Here is a 15,625-nt window from a genome sequence, read left to right as displayed (position 1 = left end):
CCTTGACCGGACTCCCGGTCTCATGAGCGTGTGGGATCACCGACTGCGGTGTGTATGGGTCAGCTCGCTGTTCACAAAGGACCGGCTCGCGACACAGGGCGTACTGGGATCGCCTCTGCGTGACGCCATGCGCGGATTCGAGGCGGTAAGCGTCGAGCGGATGGTCCGCCAAGTCCTGCGGGACGGGAAACCGATCATCGATCATGAATTCCTGCTGGTCTCCGGCTACGGCGAGGAACGCATGATTTCGTTGTCGCTCTGGAAAACAGATGCCGTCGATACCCTCGATTCCGTTGACTCCGTCACCGGCACGGCCGGAAGCGGCATCGGTGTCTGTATGACACTGACCGACGTTACGAGGAGTCGCGCCCGGCGCCGTCTCGCCCTGCTCAGCGAGGCGAGCAGGCGTATCGGCACCACCCTGGACGTCATGACGACCGCGCAGGAACTGGCGGACATGGCCGTCCCCCTCCTCGCCGACTATGTAACGGTCGATCTCGCCGACGCCGTCCCCATCGGTGAGACCCCGCCGCTCAACCGCCTGGAGCCGGTACGGGCGCGGATCCCGGTTTTCCGCCGCGCCGGTGTCGCCTCGATCCACCCCGGTCTGCCGGAATCCACATTCCCCCTCGGCGAGGCGGTCTATGTGCCGCGGCCCTCGCCCTTTCTGAACGCGCTGGAATCGGGCCGTTCGCATTTCGAACCGGTGCTGGACACGTCGCGCGGCACCTGGCTGGACAAAGATCCCATCCGCGCCAAGGTCATCAACAGAACCAGGATGCATTCGGTGATGATGGTACCGCTGAAGACGAGTGACGAAGTCCTGGGGATAGCCGTATTCGTACGCAATGACAATCCCGTACCGTTCTCCCACGACGACCTTCTTTTCGCCGAGGAGCTGGTACTCCGGGCTTCTTTGCATGTCTACAAAGCTCACCTCTACACCCGCGAGCGGTCCGCGATGCTCGCGCTTCAGCGCAATCTTCTTCCTCATGACCTTTACGGTGGTCCGATGGTGGAGGTGGCGTCGCACTACCTTCCCTCGGACATGCACGAAGGCGTCGGCGGAGACTGGTACGACGTCATTCGGCTGACGGGCGGCCGAGTCGCCCTGGTCATAGGGGATGTGGTCGGCCATGGCATCGGCGCGGCGGCGACCATGGGCCAGATGCGGACCGCCGTTCACACCCTCGCCACCCTGGACCTGCCGCCGGACGAACTTCTCACCCGCCTCGACGCCCTGGCCGTTCGTCTGTCCAATGAGAACGAGAACGCCGACGGCTTCAACGGCACCGTCGTCGCGAGCTGCCTCTATGCCGTCTATGACCCGTCCCGGAAAATCTGGTCCATGGCGCGGGCCGGCCACCCCGCGCCCATGGTCCGTAGCCCTTCCGGCGAGGTCGCTCTCGTCGATGTCCCCGGCGGAACCGGAATCGGCTATGGCCTTTCGCCCTATGAATCCATCGATGTCGAACTTCCCGAGGGCAGCATTGTCGCGCTGTATACGGACGGACTCATCGAGACCCGGAACGCCGATATCGACATGGGGCTGGGCCGGCTCAGAAAAGCACTGATGGCACCGGTGTCCGATCTCGCCGAGCTGTGCCGCCACACCGTCGACACCATGATCGGCCCGAAGGCGCCCTCGGACGACGTCGCACTGCTGCTCGCGCGCACCGGACCACGGTGACTGGCTCAGGCGGGCGATCGCCCCAGCGGAACCCAGGGGGAGCCCCCGGTGACCCAGCAGAACCCCAACCGAACCCGAGTGGAACAAAGCGGGGTGAAAGGCGCACCCTGGAGTTCCGTACCGCCGACCGCCCGATCGCCGGAGCCTCCAGGGAGGAGAGCGGAGCATGGCTGTCATCTCGCGTGGTTTTCATGGGCGACGTCCTGAGTCAGGGCGGAAACTGCCCCCTGGGCAGTACGAAACCTTCGATTTCCCCGTTCTGTCCGCCGGGCCCACGCCGCGCGTGAGCCGCGAGGAATGGGAATTCACGATCACGACCGAGACCGGCGTCCGGCATGCCTGGGACTGGGGCCGGCTCATGGACCTGGCTGCGGAGACCCCCACGGTGGATTTGCACTGCGTCACCAAGTGGTCGAAATTCGACACCATCTGGAAGGGCGTATCGCTGGATCTCCTGCTCGCCGATGTGGAAACGGCCGCCGATTTCGCGCTTGTCTTTTCGTACGGCGGTTATACGACCAACCTCCCGCTGGAGGACCTGCTCGACGGCAGGGCGTGGATCGCGTACGAGTACGACGGAGCCCCGCTTGCCCCGGAGCACGGTGGTCCCGCCAGGCTGCTGGTTCCGCATCTGTATCTGTGGAAGTCCGCGAAGTGGGTGCACGGAATCCAGTTGATGCCCGAGGACGACCCGGGCTTCTGGGAGAGCGCCGGCTACCACGACTACGGAGACCCATGGCGCGAACAGCGGTACCAAGGCGACTAGGCGACCGTCTGCGCTGGAGCACGGCCGAGCTGGTCGGGCGGCGGTTCGAATCGGCGACGGCGCAGACGCTGACCCTGGTCGTTCCCGGCTGGCCCGGCCATCTGCCGGGGCAGCATCTCGACCTGCGGCTGACCGCCGAGGACGGATACAGCACCCAGCGCAGCTACTCACTGGCCTCCGCGCCGGACGGCGACCGGATCGAGCTGACGGTCCAGCGGGTGGAGAGCGGCGAGGTCTCCCCGTATCTGACGGACGAACTGGCCGTCGGGGATCCGGTCGAGGTGCGCGGACCGGTCGGCGGCTGGTTCGTATGGCGGCCGGAAGAGCAGTCCGAGCCGGTGCTGCTGGTGGCCGGAGGATCCGGGCTGGTGCCGCTGATGTCGATGATCCGGGTGCGCCGGGCGGCGGGCAGCCGTGTCCCGTTCCGGCTGATGTACTCCGTACGCGCCAGCGAAGACCGTATCTACGTACCGGAACTGAGCCGCGGCGAACCGGGACTCGACACCACCTTCCTCTATACGCGCACCGCGCCGTCCGGCTGGCCACGGGCGGCAGGCCGGCTGACCGGCGAGGACCTGGTGCGCTGGGGATGGCCGGCGGACTTCGAGCCGACCTGTTACGTCTGCGGCCCCACGGGCTTTGTCGAGACCGCGGCCACTTATCTGGTCGCCAACAACCATGCTCCGGAGCGCATTCGTACCGAACGCTTCGGTCCCACCGGAGGCTGACATGGAACCGATGGAACCCACGCACGGCCCGACCGCGCGAGGCCCGCGCGCAGAAGGCCCGTCCCACGGCGAAGAGCCCATGGTGTACGCGTACGAGGACGGCAATGTGCTCGCGGGGCCGCTCTCCGAAATCTTCGCGGTCGATCTGACCGGCGCCCTCAGCCGCTGTGCCCACTGCGGCAGTACGGGCCCGGTCGCGCGGCTGCGGGTGTACGGGCGTGCGCCGGGGCTGGTGGCCCGCTGTCCCGACTGCGACCAGGTGATCATGCGGCTGGTCCGCGGAACCGAGAGCGCGTGGCTCGATCTCCGGGGAGCCACCACGCTCAGAATCCCCCTCGGCCCCTGAAGGCGCCCGTACGGCCCGACGAGTGCGGCCCGGGCTTGCGCAGCCCGGCGTGCGCGGCCCGGCTGCGCGGCCCCGGCCTTCGTTCACCCATTCGGCACGCGCGGTTCCGTACGACATGCACACCGATTCATATCGGTATCTAATGAAAATTGCTTATCCCCATGACTATCCCGTGACACGCACATTCCTAACCGCCCTGTTACGTTTCTGGCAGCGGAGGGATCAGCCGGAATGACCATCATCGAGAAGTCGATAGACATCGACGTTCCCGTCCGTACCGCCTATAACCAGTGGACGCAGTTCGAAAGCTTTCCCCGCTTCCTGGAAGGGGTGGAGAGCATTCAGCAGCCGCAGCGCGCGCTGACCCACTGGATCGCCCGATTCGGCGCGGTCACCCGCGAGTTCGACGCGGAGATCGTGGAACAGCATCCCGATGAACGACTGTCCTGGCTGATGCTGACCGAGCCCCGGCACAAAGGAACTGTCACCTTCGAATCCCTCGACTCCGGGCGTACACGGGTGAATCTGCGGCTGGATCTCACACCGTGCGGAGTGGTCCACAAAACCGGAAGCGCCCTGAATCTCGCACAGCGCCGAATCGACCGGGGCATGGAGTCCTTCAAGGAATTCATCGAGGTACAGGGGCGGGAGACCGGGAGTTGGCGGGGCGAGATCCGGTCCGGACGAGTACGGCCCGACCCCGCACTGGGCGGCCCGCTGGTTCCGACCTGGCCCACGGGCTGAGCGGTGCCCACGGGCCGAGCGGCGGATGGCGGAATTCCCTATGCGAAAGGCTGAGGCTTGTGCAGAGAAAACCACCGGTCGCCGACCCGAGCGGTGACAACCCACGCATTACTCGCCCCAAGACCTGGGCGACCGGTGTGCCCGCGGTGGAGCACGCGATGGAGTACTCACTGGAGCAGACCTCTCTCCGGCGTACGGCTCTGACACTGCTGAACATGAACCAGACCCGGGGATTTGACTGCCCGGGCTGTGCGTGGCCGGATCCCGTACCCGGGCACCGGACCAAGAACGAGTACTGCGAGAACGGCGCCAAACACGTCAATGACGAAGCCACCTCCCGGCGGATCCGGGCGCCTTTCTTCGAGCGGTATTCGGTCAGTGAGCTGGCCGGGAAATCGGACCGATGGCTCAACCAGCAGGGGCGGCTCACCGAACCCATGGTGAAGCGCGCCGGCTCCGACCATTACGAGCCCGTCAACTGGAACGAAGCGCTCGGCCTGCTCGCCGGAGAACTGCGGCAGTTGGAGTCCCCCAACGAAGCCGTCTTCTACACGTCCGGGCGGGCCAGCAATGAGGCGGCCTTCGTATTCCAGCTCTTCGCACGCGCCTTCGGCACCAACAATCTTCCCGACTGCTCCAATTTGTGCCACGAGTCGAGCGGTGCCGCGCTGCACGAAACGCTCGGCGTCGGCAAGGGGGATGTGAGTCTACGGGACATCCACCACGCCGATCTGGTCTTTCTGGTGGGCCAGAATCCGGGCAGCAATCACCCTCGTATGCTCACCGCCCTGGAACAGACCAAGCTCAACGGCGGCCATATCGTCGCCGTGAATCCCTTGCCCGAGGCCGGACTCATCCGGTTCAAGCACCCGCAGGAGGTACGCGGTGTGATCGGCCGGGGCACCCAGATCTCCGACCGGTTTCTGCATATCCGTGTCGGCGGCGACCTCGCGCTCTTCCAGGCACTGAATCTGCTGCTGCTGGAGGCCGAGGACGCCCGTCCGGGCACAGTGCTCGACCATGATTTCATCCAGAACCACACCAGCGGTTTCACCGAGTTCGAAAAACATGTCCGCAGCCTGTCCTGGCGCGATGTCCGCGCTGCGACCGGACTTGGACGCCCGGAGATCGAGAAGGTACGCGATCTGGTGCTGCGCAGTGAACGGATCGTCGTCTGCTGGGCGATGGGCCTGACACAGCACAGGCACGCGGTGCCCACGATCCGGGAGATCGTCAATTTCCTGCTGCTGCGCGGGAATATCGGAAAACCCCGCGCCGGCGCATGCCCGGTGCGCGGCCACAGCAATGTCCAGGGCGACCGCACCATGGGCATCTGGGAGAAGATGCCGCAGAAATTCATGGATGCGCTGGGGCGCGAATTCTCGTTCACCCCGCCTGCCGAGCACGGCTGGGACACCGTCAATTCCATCCGGGCCATGCGTGACGGCCGCGCCAGGGTCTTCGTGGGCCTCGCGGGCAACTTCGTACGAGCCACACCCGACAGCCGGGCGACGGAGCAGGCCATGCGCCGGTGCCGTCTCACGGCCCATATCTCGACCAAGCTGAACCGCTCGCACACGGTCTGCGGCGACATCGCGCTCATTCTGCCGACCATCGGCCGCAGCGAAAAGGACAGGCAGGCGAGCGGCGAACAGTTCATCACCGTCGAGGACTCGATGAGCCAGGTGCACGCCTCGCGCGGACGGCTCGACCCGGCCTCGAAGAAACTGCTCAGCGAGGTGGCCATCCTCACCAAGCTCGCCCGTCTCACCCTTCGCGACAGGCCGGACGCGGCCGATGTGCCCTGGGCCGAATTCGAGGCGGACTACAACAACATCCGGCAGCGGATCGCCCGCGTGGTCCCGGGATTCGAGAATTACAACGAGCGCGTGACCGGTCCCGGAGGTTTCGGACTGCCCAACCCGGTGAACGAAGGCGTGTTCCCCACCCCGAGCGGCAAGGCCATGTTCACCGCGAACGAGTTCCAGATGCTGGGAGCTCCCGAAGGGCATCTGGTCCTCCAGACCATGCGGTCCCACGACCAGTGGAACACCATCCCGTACACCCTGGACGACCGCTATCGCGGAATCCACGGATCCAGGCGGATCGTGCTGGTGAACCCGGCCGATCTCAAGGAACTCGGCCTCACCGACGGCAGTCAGGTGGATCTCATCGGCGTGTGGCGCGACGGAATCGAGCGGCGTGCGGACGATTTCCGCCTTGTCTCGTACCCGACCGCGCGTGGCTGCGCCGCCGCGTACTACCCCGAGACCAATGTCCTGGTACCACTGGACAGCGTCGCGGAGATCAGCAACACACCGACCTCCAAAGGGATCGTCATCCGCCTCGAACCCTCCACGCGGCGGGCGGCGAGGTAACCGTACGAGCCACGGGGGAGACCTGGATGGCGCCGGCTCCGGCCGGTGCCACCGTCGGTTCCGCCGGGTCAGGCACCGGCGAGCCGCGTTCGCGCCGCCGCGCCGGACGTCCTCGCCATGAGCGAGCACTGCGAACAGTGACATCCTCCGGAAGGCCCGCTGTAAAGATATTGTAGGGAGGTACCCACCGGTGCCGGGTCCGCGCCGGAGGGCTGCGTTTGTGCAGGTCAGCGAGCCCCCGTAGCTCAGTGGACAGAGCAGGTGCCTTCTAAGCACTTGGCCGCAGGTTCGATCCCTGCCGGGGGCACTTCTACGCGCGAAGCGCCTGGTACGGGGGCGGTACGCGGTACGAACACCGCATACCGCCCCCTCCGTCGAGCCGGGGCCGGATGCCGGCCGCCCGTCGTCAGCTCACATTGAGCGCGGTGTCGTCGATGACGAACGAGGTCTGGAGCTTGGATCCCTCGACGCCGGTGAACTTGAGCGTCACGGTCTGGCCGTCGTAGGCGCTGAGATCAAAGCTGCGCCGCGTGTAGCCGGAGGCGGCGTTGGCGTTGGAGTAGGTGGCCAGGGTGCTGAGGACCGTACCGGAGCTGTTCAGCACCTGTGCCTTGAGGGTGTCGTAGGCGGTGCTGGAGGTCTCCGCGGTGTCTATGTGCAGATAGAAGCTGAAGGTCGCGGCGCAGCCGGACGGGATGGTCACGGTCTGGGAGAGGGTGTCCGTGCGGGCCGTGCCGTAGCCGCCGAGCCATGCCTTGTACGAGCCGGTGCGGGCCGCCTGGCCGGTGCTGTTGGTGATGACACCGCTGGAGGACGTCCACGAGGAACTGCCGGACTCGAAGCCGGGGTTGGCGAGGAGCTGGGCCACGGTGCAGGTGCCACCGCCGCCTCCGTCACCGCCGCCGTCCCCACCGCCGCCGGTCCCCGAGGAGAGCCACTCGGTGGCGTTGAGGGCGAGCGCGGCGTTGGTGGCGCCGCTGTCCCGCCAGCCGTCGTAGAGGGTGTTGCCGGACTGGCCGGTGCCGTCGTCGATGGGCGAGCTGTCGCCCCAGAAGGCGACCCGGCCGCTGCCGAAGGTGCTGGTGGCGAAGAACGCGCCGGTGTTGCCGGAGTAACCGGTGCGGTAGAGAAGGCCCTTGACGGAGGAGTTGTCGGCGGGCCTGAGGGTGGCGGTGGTGCCACTGGCGATCAGGCTCTTGGTGACCGTACCGAACGAGCCGTGCAGCACCGGGTTGCCGCTGTCGCTGATCGCACGGGGGTAGTCGGAACCGACGGTGAGGGTGTCGACCGAGAAGCCGAACGGATTGGTGCTGTCCACGCTGTTGTTGGACATCAGGTCGTTGATGATCTCGACGGCGTCCTCACCGTCGTTGTTGCGGTCCGCGCCGGTGTGGTCCGCGACCAGGAAGAGGCCGCCGCCGTTCTGCACGAACTTCATCACCGCGGTCTTCTCGGCCGAGGTCAGCAGGACGTTCGGCTCGGGCAGCACGAAGGTGTCGAAGTTCGTCAGGTCGGTGGAGCTCGACGAGCCGTACGTGATCGAGCCGCTGGACGGGAGGGTCTTGAGGCTGTAGTCGCCGGTCCGCTGGAGGGCCACGCCCCAGGACGAGAGGGCTCCGGTCCAGGAGGTGTCCGAGGTGGGCGAGGGGTTCTGGCCCAGCGGGTCGGGTTGGCTGGTGCTGATGATCCAGTCGGCGTTGCCGGCGGTCTCGGCATGGGCGTTGTCGAACAGCACCCGGTGGGTGGCCGCGGCGGCGGCCGGCGCCGCCTGAGCACCCGGAGCTGCCTGGCCGGCCGGGACGGCCTGGGCGGTCTGAGCCGCGGTACCGGCGGTGAGCGCACCGAGAACGACGGTGGCACCGATGAGTCTGCGGCGGCGGGAATTCCCTGATCCGAGCATCCGTCAAACCTCCGTGTACGAGGGGGGCGGTGAGCGTACAGAGGGCCCACTCTCCGCGCGTAGATCATCGGGCGAAACGCCATCAAGTAACGAGCCTTTGAACGGTACATGGCAATAACAGCCGCCCGGCCGCAGGCCCGCGCCGCTCAGCGGGGACGCGGGACGAGCGCCGACGGGTGGCGAGACGTACGGCCCGGTCAGAAGTCATGCCCCGGGGACCTGGGCGGCGGTATCGCCGCCTCCAGCCGGTCGTCGTCATGACCTGCGGACAGGCTCCACACGCGCGCCGGCGGGACATTGGCCCACACGGTGCGGCAGCCGGTGGCATGGGCCTGCTGGAACGAGTCGAGTACGTGCGCGACCCCGCCGTGCCGCGCCAGACTGCGCGAGGAACCCACCAGCGCACGGAACCGCGCCGTGCCCCGGTAACCGAAATACGTCAACTGGCCGCCGGGATTGAGCACCGCCAGATACCGCGTCAGCAGGTCGGACACCTCTCCGGGGTGAAAGTTGGCGAACGGCAGCCCGGACACGATCACGTCGTAACGGGCCCCGGGATCGAGCTCCTGCACCGGCTTGGCGATCAGACCTATGCGCTTCCCATGGCGCGCCAGCCGTGGGTCGGAATGCAGATCCGCCTCCAGCACCCGCGCGAAACGAGGGTTGGACTCGACCAGATCCAGCGTGTCCTCAGGGCCGAGCAGACCGGCCAGTATCCGCGAGACCGCGCCGGTCCCGGCCCCGACCTCAAGTATCGCGCGCGGCCTCCCGGCAGGCTGTGCCAGCGGCGTGGCGAGGGCCTCGGCAAGGCGCCGGCCGCTGGGGGTCACGGCCCCGGTCGTACGGAACGTCCGGAACGTCTCGGCGAAGAACAGCCGACGGTCGGCGAGCCGCCGGGCCGGGGTACGCCGGTCCCGGGTCTGCCCGGCCGCCGAGGTGCCGGATGCTGACGTGCGGAGCGAAGGAAGTGCCATGTCCAGAACGCTAGGGAGTGCCGGATGCCGTGGAATCGGCTGTTGTGCGACGGCGATGCCCGACGAAAGTCGGGGGTGCCCGTGCCCGTACGGCCGGGGACGGACCTCTTCACCGATCCATACGATGGCACGGTGAAATCCGAGCCCGGACGCGGTATTCCGCTGTGGGTGGAGGCGCCGTCCGTGGTGGTGCTCGCCCTCCTGTCCATCCTGGAAGGCTTCCGTTCGGCCGGGGGCACGCTGGCCGATCCGGCCCCCTGGGTGGGGGTGATCGCCTCGTTCGCCGCCCTCGGCCGCTACCGGATCGCCCGTACCACGGCGGTTCTCGCGCTGGCCTCCATCGCGTGCGGCTGTGTGCTGCCGCTCCTGGTGGTGCTGTATCACTTCACCTCGCGCGGCCGGCTGCGCGAGATGTGGGTGTGTCTGGCGATCGCCGTCGTCGCCGGGGTGCCCTGGCTGGCCATCGCCCTGGCGCGGGGGCAGTCGCTGCTGGAGGGGCGGGTGACCACATGGACCGGACTGGGCAATCCCGTACTGGCGGGCCTGGCCCTGGCCCTCGGAATGTGGGCCGGGAGCCGGCGCCGGCTGATGGAGGCGCTCAGGGAGCAGGTCGAACAGCTCCGGGTGGAGCGCGAACTCCGTGCCGAGCAGGCCCGGTCGGCGGAGCGGGCGCGGATCGCCCGCGAGATGCACGATGTCCTCGCCCACCGGCTGAGCCTGCTGATGCTGCACACAGGGGTGCTTCAGATGCATGCGCAGTCACTGCCGCCCGCGGTCGTCGCGCGGATAGACCTGTTGCGCGGCACGGCCGGGCAGGCACTGGACGATCTTCGGGAAGTGCTGGGAGCGCTGCGCTCGGAGGCCCCGACGGGGAGTGGCCGTACGAAGGCTGTCGCCGCACCCGCGCTCCAGGATCTGGCCGAGCTGCTCGCCGAGGCGCGCGCCGCGGGCCAGTTGATCGATTCGCAGGTGTCGGGTGACGCGGCGAGCGCCTCCACCAGTCACCGGCTCGCGGTGCACCGGCTCGTACGGGAGGCGCTGACCAACGCCCGTAAGCACGCCTGCACGGCACCGGTCGGGGTGCGGGTGCACTACGGACCGCCTGCCACGACGGTCGAGGTGGTCAACGGTGCGGTCGTGGACGCCAGGGAGTTCACGGTGCCCGAGGCCGTGGCCGAAGGTCTCGCCGTAGCAGAGCCTCCGGCGGTACGGGAGCCGTCCACCGCGCCCGGGGAAGCCGCGCTGCCCGCGGCCACGGATTCCGCCCTGTCCGGCGGTTATGGCCTGATAGGTCTGGCGGAGCGGGTCTCGGCGCTGGGCGGGCATCTGTACACGGGGGCGACGGGCGGCGGCTGGCGGCTCTCCGCCCGGTTGCCGGTGTCGTCGGCCACCCCGTGTCCTGCTTCCGATCTCGCACCGGGCACCGCTCTCCCCCAGGTGTCCGTCTCATGATCAACGTCCTGGTGGTCGACGACGACGCCCTGGTGCGGCTGGGACTGGTCGACCTGCTGGCCACCGATCCGGAACTCACCGTCGTCGCCGAGGCCGCGGACGGGCTGGCCGCCATCGAGGAGGCCGGTCGGCACCGGGTCGACATCGCCCTCGTCGACGTACGGATGCCCCGTATGGACGGCATCACCGCCACCCGCCACCTCCGCGCTCTGCCCTCCCCGCCCCGGGTGATCACCCTGACCACCTTCGACCTCGACGAGTACGTGTACGACGCGCTCACCGCGGGCGCGGACGGCTTCCTCCTCAAGGACACGGATCCGCGCGAGATCATCCGGGCGGTCCATGTGGTGTCGGGCGGCCAGGGCATGCTGCACCCCGCCGCCGCCCGCCGGCTGATCGACCACTACCACCACGCCGCCCGCCCGGCCGCCCTGGAAGCGCGTGCCAAGGTGTCCCGGCTGACCCCCCGTGAGGCCGACGTACTGGCCCGGCTGGCCCTCGGCGACTCCAACGCGGAGATCGCGAAAGCACTCGGCATGCGCGAAAGCACCGTCAAGGCGCACGTCAGCCGGATCCTCACCGCCCTCGACGCCGGCAACCGCGTCCAGGCCGCCCTCCTGGCCCGCGACGCGGGCCTCGGCACCGACGACTGACCTGTGCCGTGCCGACTCCGGCCCGGTCGGCCGGTGTGTGCCCTGGGGTATCCGGCGGCACGGCACGTACCTCACTCAGCGGCAAAAGAGCGGCGCGGGGCGCGCGTCCTTACCCGTGACCGCGCCTCGGTAGTCCGGGCCATGCGCCTCGCACGCCTCCATGCGCGTCTGACGCTCCCCGCCCGGTGCGGCAAGACTGGGCCGGGTTACGCGCGAACGTGCGGGCGCTGCCGGATTCGGCAGGAAGAACCACACACATCGGGGGCGATGGTGGACCTTCTTGCTCTGGGACCCCTGGAACTGTGGCACGAAGGACGGCAGTTCGGGCTCGGTACGGTGAAAGAACGCTGCGTGCTGGCCGTGCTGGTCCACGCCCGGGGCGAACCGGTCACGGTGGACGCCCTGATGGACCGCGTCTGGGACGGCGACCCGCCCGCCACCGGCCTGAACACCCTGCACGCCTATCTGTCCCGGTTACGGGGACGCCTGCGCCGGGGCGTCGGCGACCTGGCGCAGGTGAAGCGGCCCTCCCCGAGGCAGTACCAACTCCTCGTCGATCCCGAGGACATCGACCTGCTCCGCGTCCAGCGGCTGCGCAAGGACGCGGGGGCGGCGGCCGGGCGCGGCGAGCGTGATCTCGCCCTCGGCCTGCTGCGGACCGCCGAACACCACTGGCGTGGCGAACCCCTCGCCGAATTCACCAGCGCCTGGGCCACGACCACCCGCGCCCGGCTGACCGAGGACTACCGGCGCATACGGGAGGAACGGATACAGCTGGAGCTGGAGTTGGGGCGGCACGCCGACCTCATCGGTGAACTGCACGAGCTGGCCGCGCAGAATCCCCTCGCCCAGCGGGTGATCGCCTCGCTGATGCTGGCGCTCTACCGCTCCGGCCGGCCCGACGAGGCGCTCGCCCTCTACCGCACGACACACCGGCGCCTTCACGAGGGGCAGGGGATCGAACCAGGGACGGAGCTCCAGGAGCTGCATCTGCGGATCCTTGAACAGGACCGTACGTTGATGGAGACCGACAGCGGTCCGGGGCCAACGGAACTGACCGGATCAGCGGGAGCCGTGCCCGAAACGACCGCGGAGCCGGAGGAACCCCGTAACAACCTCCTTCGCGACATCCCCGACTTCACCGGCCGTACGAGTGAGCTCCGCATCCTTCTCGCAGACGCCACGACCGGACCGGCGCCCGGCTCCGCGGCGGATTCCGGATCCGACGACGGCGTACCGGTCTCCCTGTCACCGACGGCCCTTCCCCTGACCGTTGTGCACGGAATGCCCGGCATCGGCAAGACGACCCTCGCCATCCACGCCGCGCACCGACTGCGTACGTCCTATCCCGACGACGTGCTGTACGTGGACTTGCGCGGCCACGGCGACCAGCAGCCCCACGATCCGGCGGAGGCTCTCGGCATACTGCTCCACGCCTCCGGCTTCCCCGGCACGTTGCCCGACTCGCTCGACGAACGCGCCGCTCGATGGCGGGAGTGGACGGCCCGGCGCCGCGCGCTCGTCATCCTCGACAACGCCCGGGACGCCGCCCAGGTCAGCCCCCTGCTGCCCGGCGCCCCCACCTGCCGCGCGATCGTGACCAGCCGGAACCGGCTGTCGGGGCTGGCCGGCGCCAGAACGCTCTTCGTGGACGTCCTTTCCGAGGCCGAGGCCGCCGCGCTCTTCACCCGGATCGCGGGGGCCGCGCGGGTGTCCGGCGACACCACGGCGTTGCGCGAGGTCGTCGCCGCGTGCGACCGGCATCCGCTGGCCCTGCGACTGCTGGCGAGCCGCTTCCGGCACCGGGACTCCTGGGACCTGCGCCGTCTGCTGGACCGGCTGGCCCAGGCGGCCGACCCGCTGGACGAGTTCGACGACGCCATCGCCTCGGCGTTCCGGTTCTCGTACGCCGAACTGAGCGCGCCGGCACAGGAACTGTTCCGCGGGCTGGCGCTGCACACCGGCCCCGACATCACGCTCCATGCGGCGGCGGCGCTCGTCGGTGCGGATATGGCGTGTATCCGCAAAGGCATTGAGGAACTTCTCGACGGGCATCTGCTCGAAGAGCCCGTCCCCGACCGGTACCGGCTGCACGACCTGGCTCGTGCCTTCGGTCTCCGCGCCGGCGCGCGCACCGAACCGGAGACCGTGCGCGACGAAGCGGTCGACCGGCTGTTCGCGTACTACCTGACCACCGCTCACCGCGCCGACCGCGCCGTCCACCCCCACCGCCGTACGCGCCCCCTGGCGCCGGAGCGGGAGTCCCCGTACGCGCTCCGGTTCGCCGACACGGACGAGGCATCGGTCTGGCTCACCGTGGAACGCGCCAACCTCCTCGCCGTCGCCCGCCGCGCCGCCGCCGAAGCCCCGGCGTACGCGGCCCTCTTCCCCCACGTACTGGCCGCCTCGCTCAAACTCTGGGGTACGTGGGACATCGCGGCGGAACTGTACGGCGCGGCGGCGTCGGCACTCCGGGCGGACAACGACCGCGCGGCGCTGGCGCGGACGCTGGTGGAACACGCGGATGTGCTGGCGCAGAAGGACCACGACGAGGCGCAGCGCCACGCGGGCGAGGCGCTGTCGCTCTTCCAGGACCTCAAGGACCCACCGGGCCGGGCCGACGCCCTGCTCCAGTCGGGCCGCGCGCACTTGGCGGCGGGGCGGGGTGAGCAGGCGCTACGGGTGCTGGACGAGGCGGTGGGGCTGTACCGGGAGGTCCAGGACCTCCGCGGGGAGGCCGAGTGCCTCAATGTCCAGGGCATAGCCCTGTACTACGCGGGACGGTACGAAGCGGCCCATCAGCGCGTGCGGACCATGCTCACCATCCATGAGCGGCTCGGTGATCTGCTGGGCCAGACCAAGGCCCTGAACAACCTGGGCGAACTGCGCTACATCCAGGGCCGCCATGCGGAGGCCCGCCGCTACTACGAACGCTCGCGGGTGTTCGCGCTGCTCCGCGGCGGACGACAGGAACTCTCCATCCTGGACACCAATCTGGGCGCCGTCCACCAGGCAACGGGGAACACGGACCTGGCGCTCGCCCACTACCAGCGTGCGCTCAGGAGCGACCGGGCCAGCGGGGACAGAATGGGCGAGGCCAGCATCTTGATCAGTATGGGCACGGCCTATGCGGACACCGGCCGCGGGGGCGAGGCACTGCTGCACTTCACGATGGCGGAGGAAGTGGCCCGGAGCATCGACAACGCGTACGAGAGGCAGCGCGCGCTGCTCGGCATGGGTGACATGCAGCGCGAGTCGGGACGGCTCGCGACCGCGCGTGCCTTGTACGAACAGGCCCTGGAAATAGCCCAGGGCATCGGCTATCCGCTCGGTACGGCGCACGCGTTCGCCGGGCTCACGCACATCGCGCTGTCGTCCCATGGCATGGCGTCCGCGCGCCGCTACGGCGATCAGGCGATCGCTCTCTACGAGAGCCTCGGCGCCTGGACCGAGGCGCGGGGTCTGCGGGAGCTTCTCGCCGAATGGGGCGTGACCGGCTCCTGAGCAGGTCAGGGAGCCGGTACGCCCGGTAGCAGACGGTCAGCGGCTCACGCGACCGGCTCCGTCGCTCGGCGTCACCACGTCCACCGGCGTCACCACATCCACCGCGAATCGAGCGCCAGCACGGTGCTCGACCGGCCGGAGCCCGGCCGCTCGGCGGAGTCGCCCGAGGACATCGCCGTCGCACCGATCCCGATCACGGCGATGGCGACGGCGAACAGGGTGCGGACAACTGCCGTGGTGAAAGTGGCACAGCCAGGGAACACAGCTCTCCTACAAGTATCGGCGGGCCCTGTCACAGAACCCGCTCCCGTCCCCGCAGGCCCAACGGTATCGGCTGTTGCACCTGCTCAAACGCCGGCTTGCAGATAATCGATCATGGTGATAAGCGCCGCGCCACGCGCGGGTACAACGCACCCCCGCGCCGTATCGTGGGCTCTGTGGAGGCCCGCCAGCGGGGGCACGATCAGCAGGGGCAGGACGGGGGCCCCGG

12 protein-coding genes and 1 tRNA gene are annotated in these 15,625 nt (G+C 68.7%); 10 read left to right on the top strand and 3 right to left on the bottom strand.

Annotated features, from left to right (window positions below; translation table 11 throughout):
• Positions 1-22 precede the first annotated feature (22 nt).
• From WH07_RS27070 to WH07_RS27040, 7 genes are all read left to right on the top strand, one after another.
• Positions 23-1,690 carry a PP2C family protein-serine/threonine phosphatase gene (locus WH07_RS27070; protein WP_198533902.1) on the top strand — a complete coding sequence of 556 codons (1,668 nt, stop codon included), beginning with the start codon at positions 23-25 and terminating at the stop codon, positions 1,688-1,690.
• Between the two features lie 166 nt (positions 1,691-1,856).
• Entirely contained in the window at positions 1,857-2,456 is a 600-nt protein-coding gene (locus WH07_RS27065) for a molybdopterin-dependent oxidoreductase (protein ID WP_046505372.1), read from the top strand.
• On the top strand, positions 2,426-3,184 hold the full coding sequence (locus WH07_RS27060; protein ID WP_046505369.1) for a ferredoxin reductase: 759 nt from the start codon (positions 2,426-2,428) through the stop codon (positions 3,182-3,184). The genes WH07_RS27065 and WH07_RS27060 overlap by 31 nt, the downstream gene beginning before the upstream one ends.
• A gap of 1 nt (position 3,185) precedes the next feature.
• Positions 3,186-3,530, top strand: a complete 345-nt coding sequence (locus WH07_RS27055; protein ID WP_332836376.1) for a DUF6510 family protein — start codon at positions 3,186-3,188, stop codon at positions 3,528-3,530.
• Between the two features lie 231 nt (positions 3,531-3,761).
• Positions 3,762-4,274, top strand: coding sequence for an SRPBCC family protein (locus WH07_RS27050; RefSeq protein ID WP_046505367.1), 513 nt, complete (start codon positions 3,762-3,764; stop codon positions 4,272-4,274).
• A gap of 59 nt (positions 4,275-4,333) precedes the next feature.
• The gene (locus WH07_RS27045; protein ID WP_046505364.1) at positions 4,334-6,652 is read left to right on the top strand and encodes an FdhF/YdeP family oxidoreductase; all 2,319 of its coding nucleotides are present in this window, start codon (positions 4,334-4,336) and stop codon (positions 6,650-6,652) included.
• A gap of 234 nt (positions 6,653-6,886) precedes the next feature.
• Positions 6,887-6,959: transfer RNA gene (locus WH07_RS27040), tRNA-Arg, on the top strand.
• Between the two features lie 99 nt (positions 6,960-7,058).
• Here WH07_RS27040 and WH07_RS27035 read toward each other — a convergent pair.
• Positions 7,059-8,552 carry a hypothetical protein gene (locus WH07_RS27035; protein WP_046505362.1) on the bottom strand — a complete coding sequence of 498 codons (1,494 nt, stop codon included), beginning with the start codon at positions 8,550-8,552 and terminating at the stop codon, positions 7,059-7,061.
• A 197-nt stretch (positions 8,553-8,749) separates the two neighbouring features.
• Positions 8,750-9,526: a class I SAM-dependent methyltransferase gene (locus WH07_RS27030; protein ID WP_052744571.1), complete on the bottom strand. Its 777-nt coding sequence runs from the start codon at positions 9,524-9,526 to the stop codon at positions 8,750-8,752.
• Positions 9,527-9,658: 132 nt separating this feature from the next.
• Between WH07_RS27030 and WH07_RS27025 the strand changes: the two genes are divergently transcribed.
• From WH07_RS27025 to WH07_RS27015, 3 genes are all read left to right on the top strand, one after another.
• On the top strand, positions 9,659-10,978 hold the full coding sequence (locus tag WH07_RS27025; protein WP_046505389.1) for a sensor histidine kinase: 1,320 nt from the start codon (positions 9,659-9,661) through the stop codon (positions 10,976-10,978).
• Complete coding sequence (locus WH07_RS27020; protein WP_046505360.1) at positions 10,975-11,631, top strand: response regulator; 657 nt, start codon at positions 10,975-10,977, stop codon at positions 11,629-11,631. The genes WH07_RS27025 and WH07_RS27020 overlap by 4 nt, the downstream gene beginning before the upstream one ends.
• Before the next feature lie 267 nt (positions 11,632-11,898).
• Complete coding sequence (locus WH07_RS27015) at positions 11,899-15,135, top strand: AfsR/SARP family transcriptional regulator (protein ID WP_046505357.1); 3,237 nt, start codon at positions 11,899-11,901, stop codon at positions 15,133-15,135.
• Positions 15,136-15,224: 89 nt separating this feature from the next.
• On the opposite strand, the gene WH07_RS39975 is transcribed toward WH07_RS27015, so the two are convergent.
• A complete protein-coding gene (locus WH07_RS39975) occupies positions 15,225-15,398 on the bottom strand; it encodes a hypothetical protein (RefSeq protein WP_157877440.1) in 174 nt (57 codons plus the stop codon).
• Positions 15,399-15,625: the final 227 nt, after the last annotated feature.

It is taken from the genome of Streptomyces odonnellii, assembly GCF_000981895.1.
Taxonomy (GTDB): Bacteria; Actinomycetota; Actinomycetes; order Streptomycetales; family Streptomycetaceae; genus Streptomyces; species Streptomyces odonnellii.
This window is presented reverse-complemented; position numbering and strand designations above follow the sequence as displayed.

What these genes read in the sequence shown, in the direction of transcription:
- WH07_RS27070 (WP_198533902.1), top strand. Translation starts at nt 23, where the DNA reads ATGAGCGTGTGGGATCACCGACTGCGGTGTGTATGGGTCAGCTCGCTG.
- WH07_RS27065 (WP_046505372.1), top strand. Translation starts at nt 1,857, where the DNA reads ATGGCTGTCATCTCGCGTGGTTTTCATGGGCGACGTCCTGAGTCAGGG.
- WH07_RS27060 (WP_046505369.1), top strand. Translation starts at nt 2,426, where the DNA reads ATGGCGCGAACAGCGGTACCAAGGCGACTAGGCGACCGTCTGCGCTGG.
- WH07_RS27055 (WP_332836376.1), top strand. Translation starts at nt 3,186, where the DNA reads ATGGAACCGATGGAACCCACGCACGGCCCGACCGCGCGAGGCCCGCGC.
- WH07_RS27050 (WP_046505367.1), top strand. Translation starts at nt 3,762, where the DNA reads ATGACCATCATCGAGAAGTCGATAGACATCGACGTTCCCGTCCGTACC.
- WH07_RS27035 (WP_046505362.1), bottom strand. Translation starts at nt 8,552, where the DNA reads ATGCTCGGATCAGGGAATTCCCGCCGCCGCAGACTCATCGGTGCCACC.
- WH07_RS27030 (WP_052744571.1), bottom strand. Translation starts at nt 9,526, where the DNA reads ATGGCACTTCCTTCGCTCCGCACGTCAGCATCCGGCACCTCGGCGGCC.
- WH07_RS27020 (WP_046505360.1), top strand. Translation starts at nt 10,975, where the DNA reads ATGATCAACGTCCTGGTGGTCGACGACGACGCCCTGGTGCGGCTGGGA.
- WH07_RS27015 (WP_046505357.1), top strand. Translation starts at nt 11,899, where the DNA reads ATGGTGGACCTTCTTGCTCTGGGACCCCTGGAACTGTGGCACGAAGGA.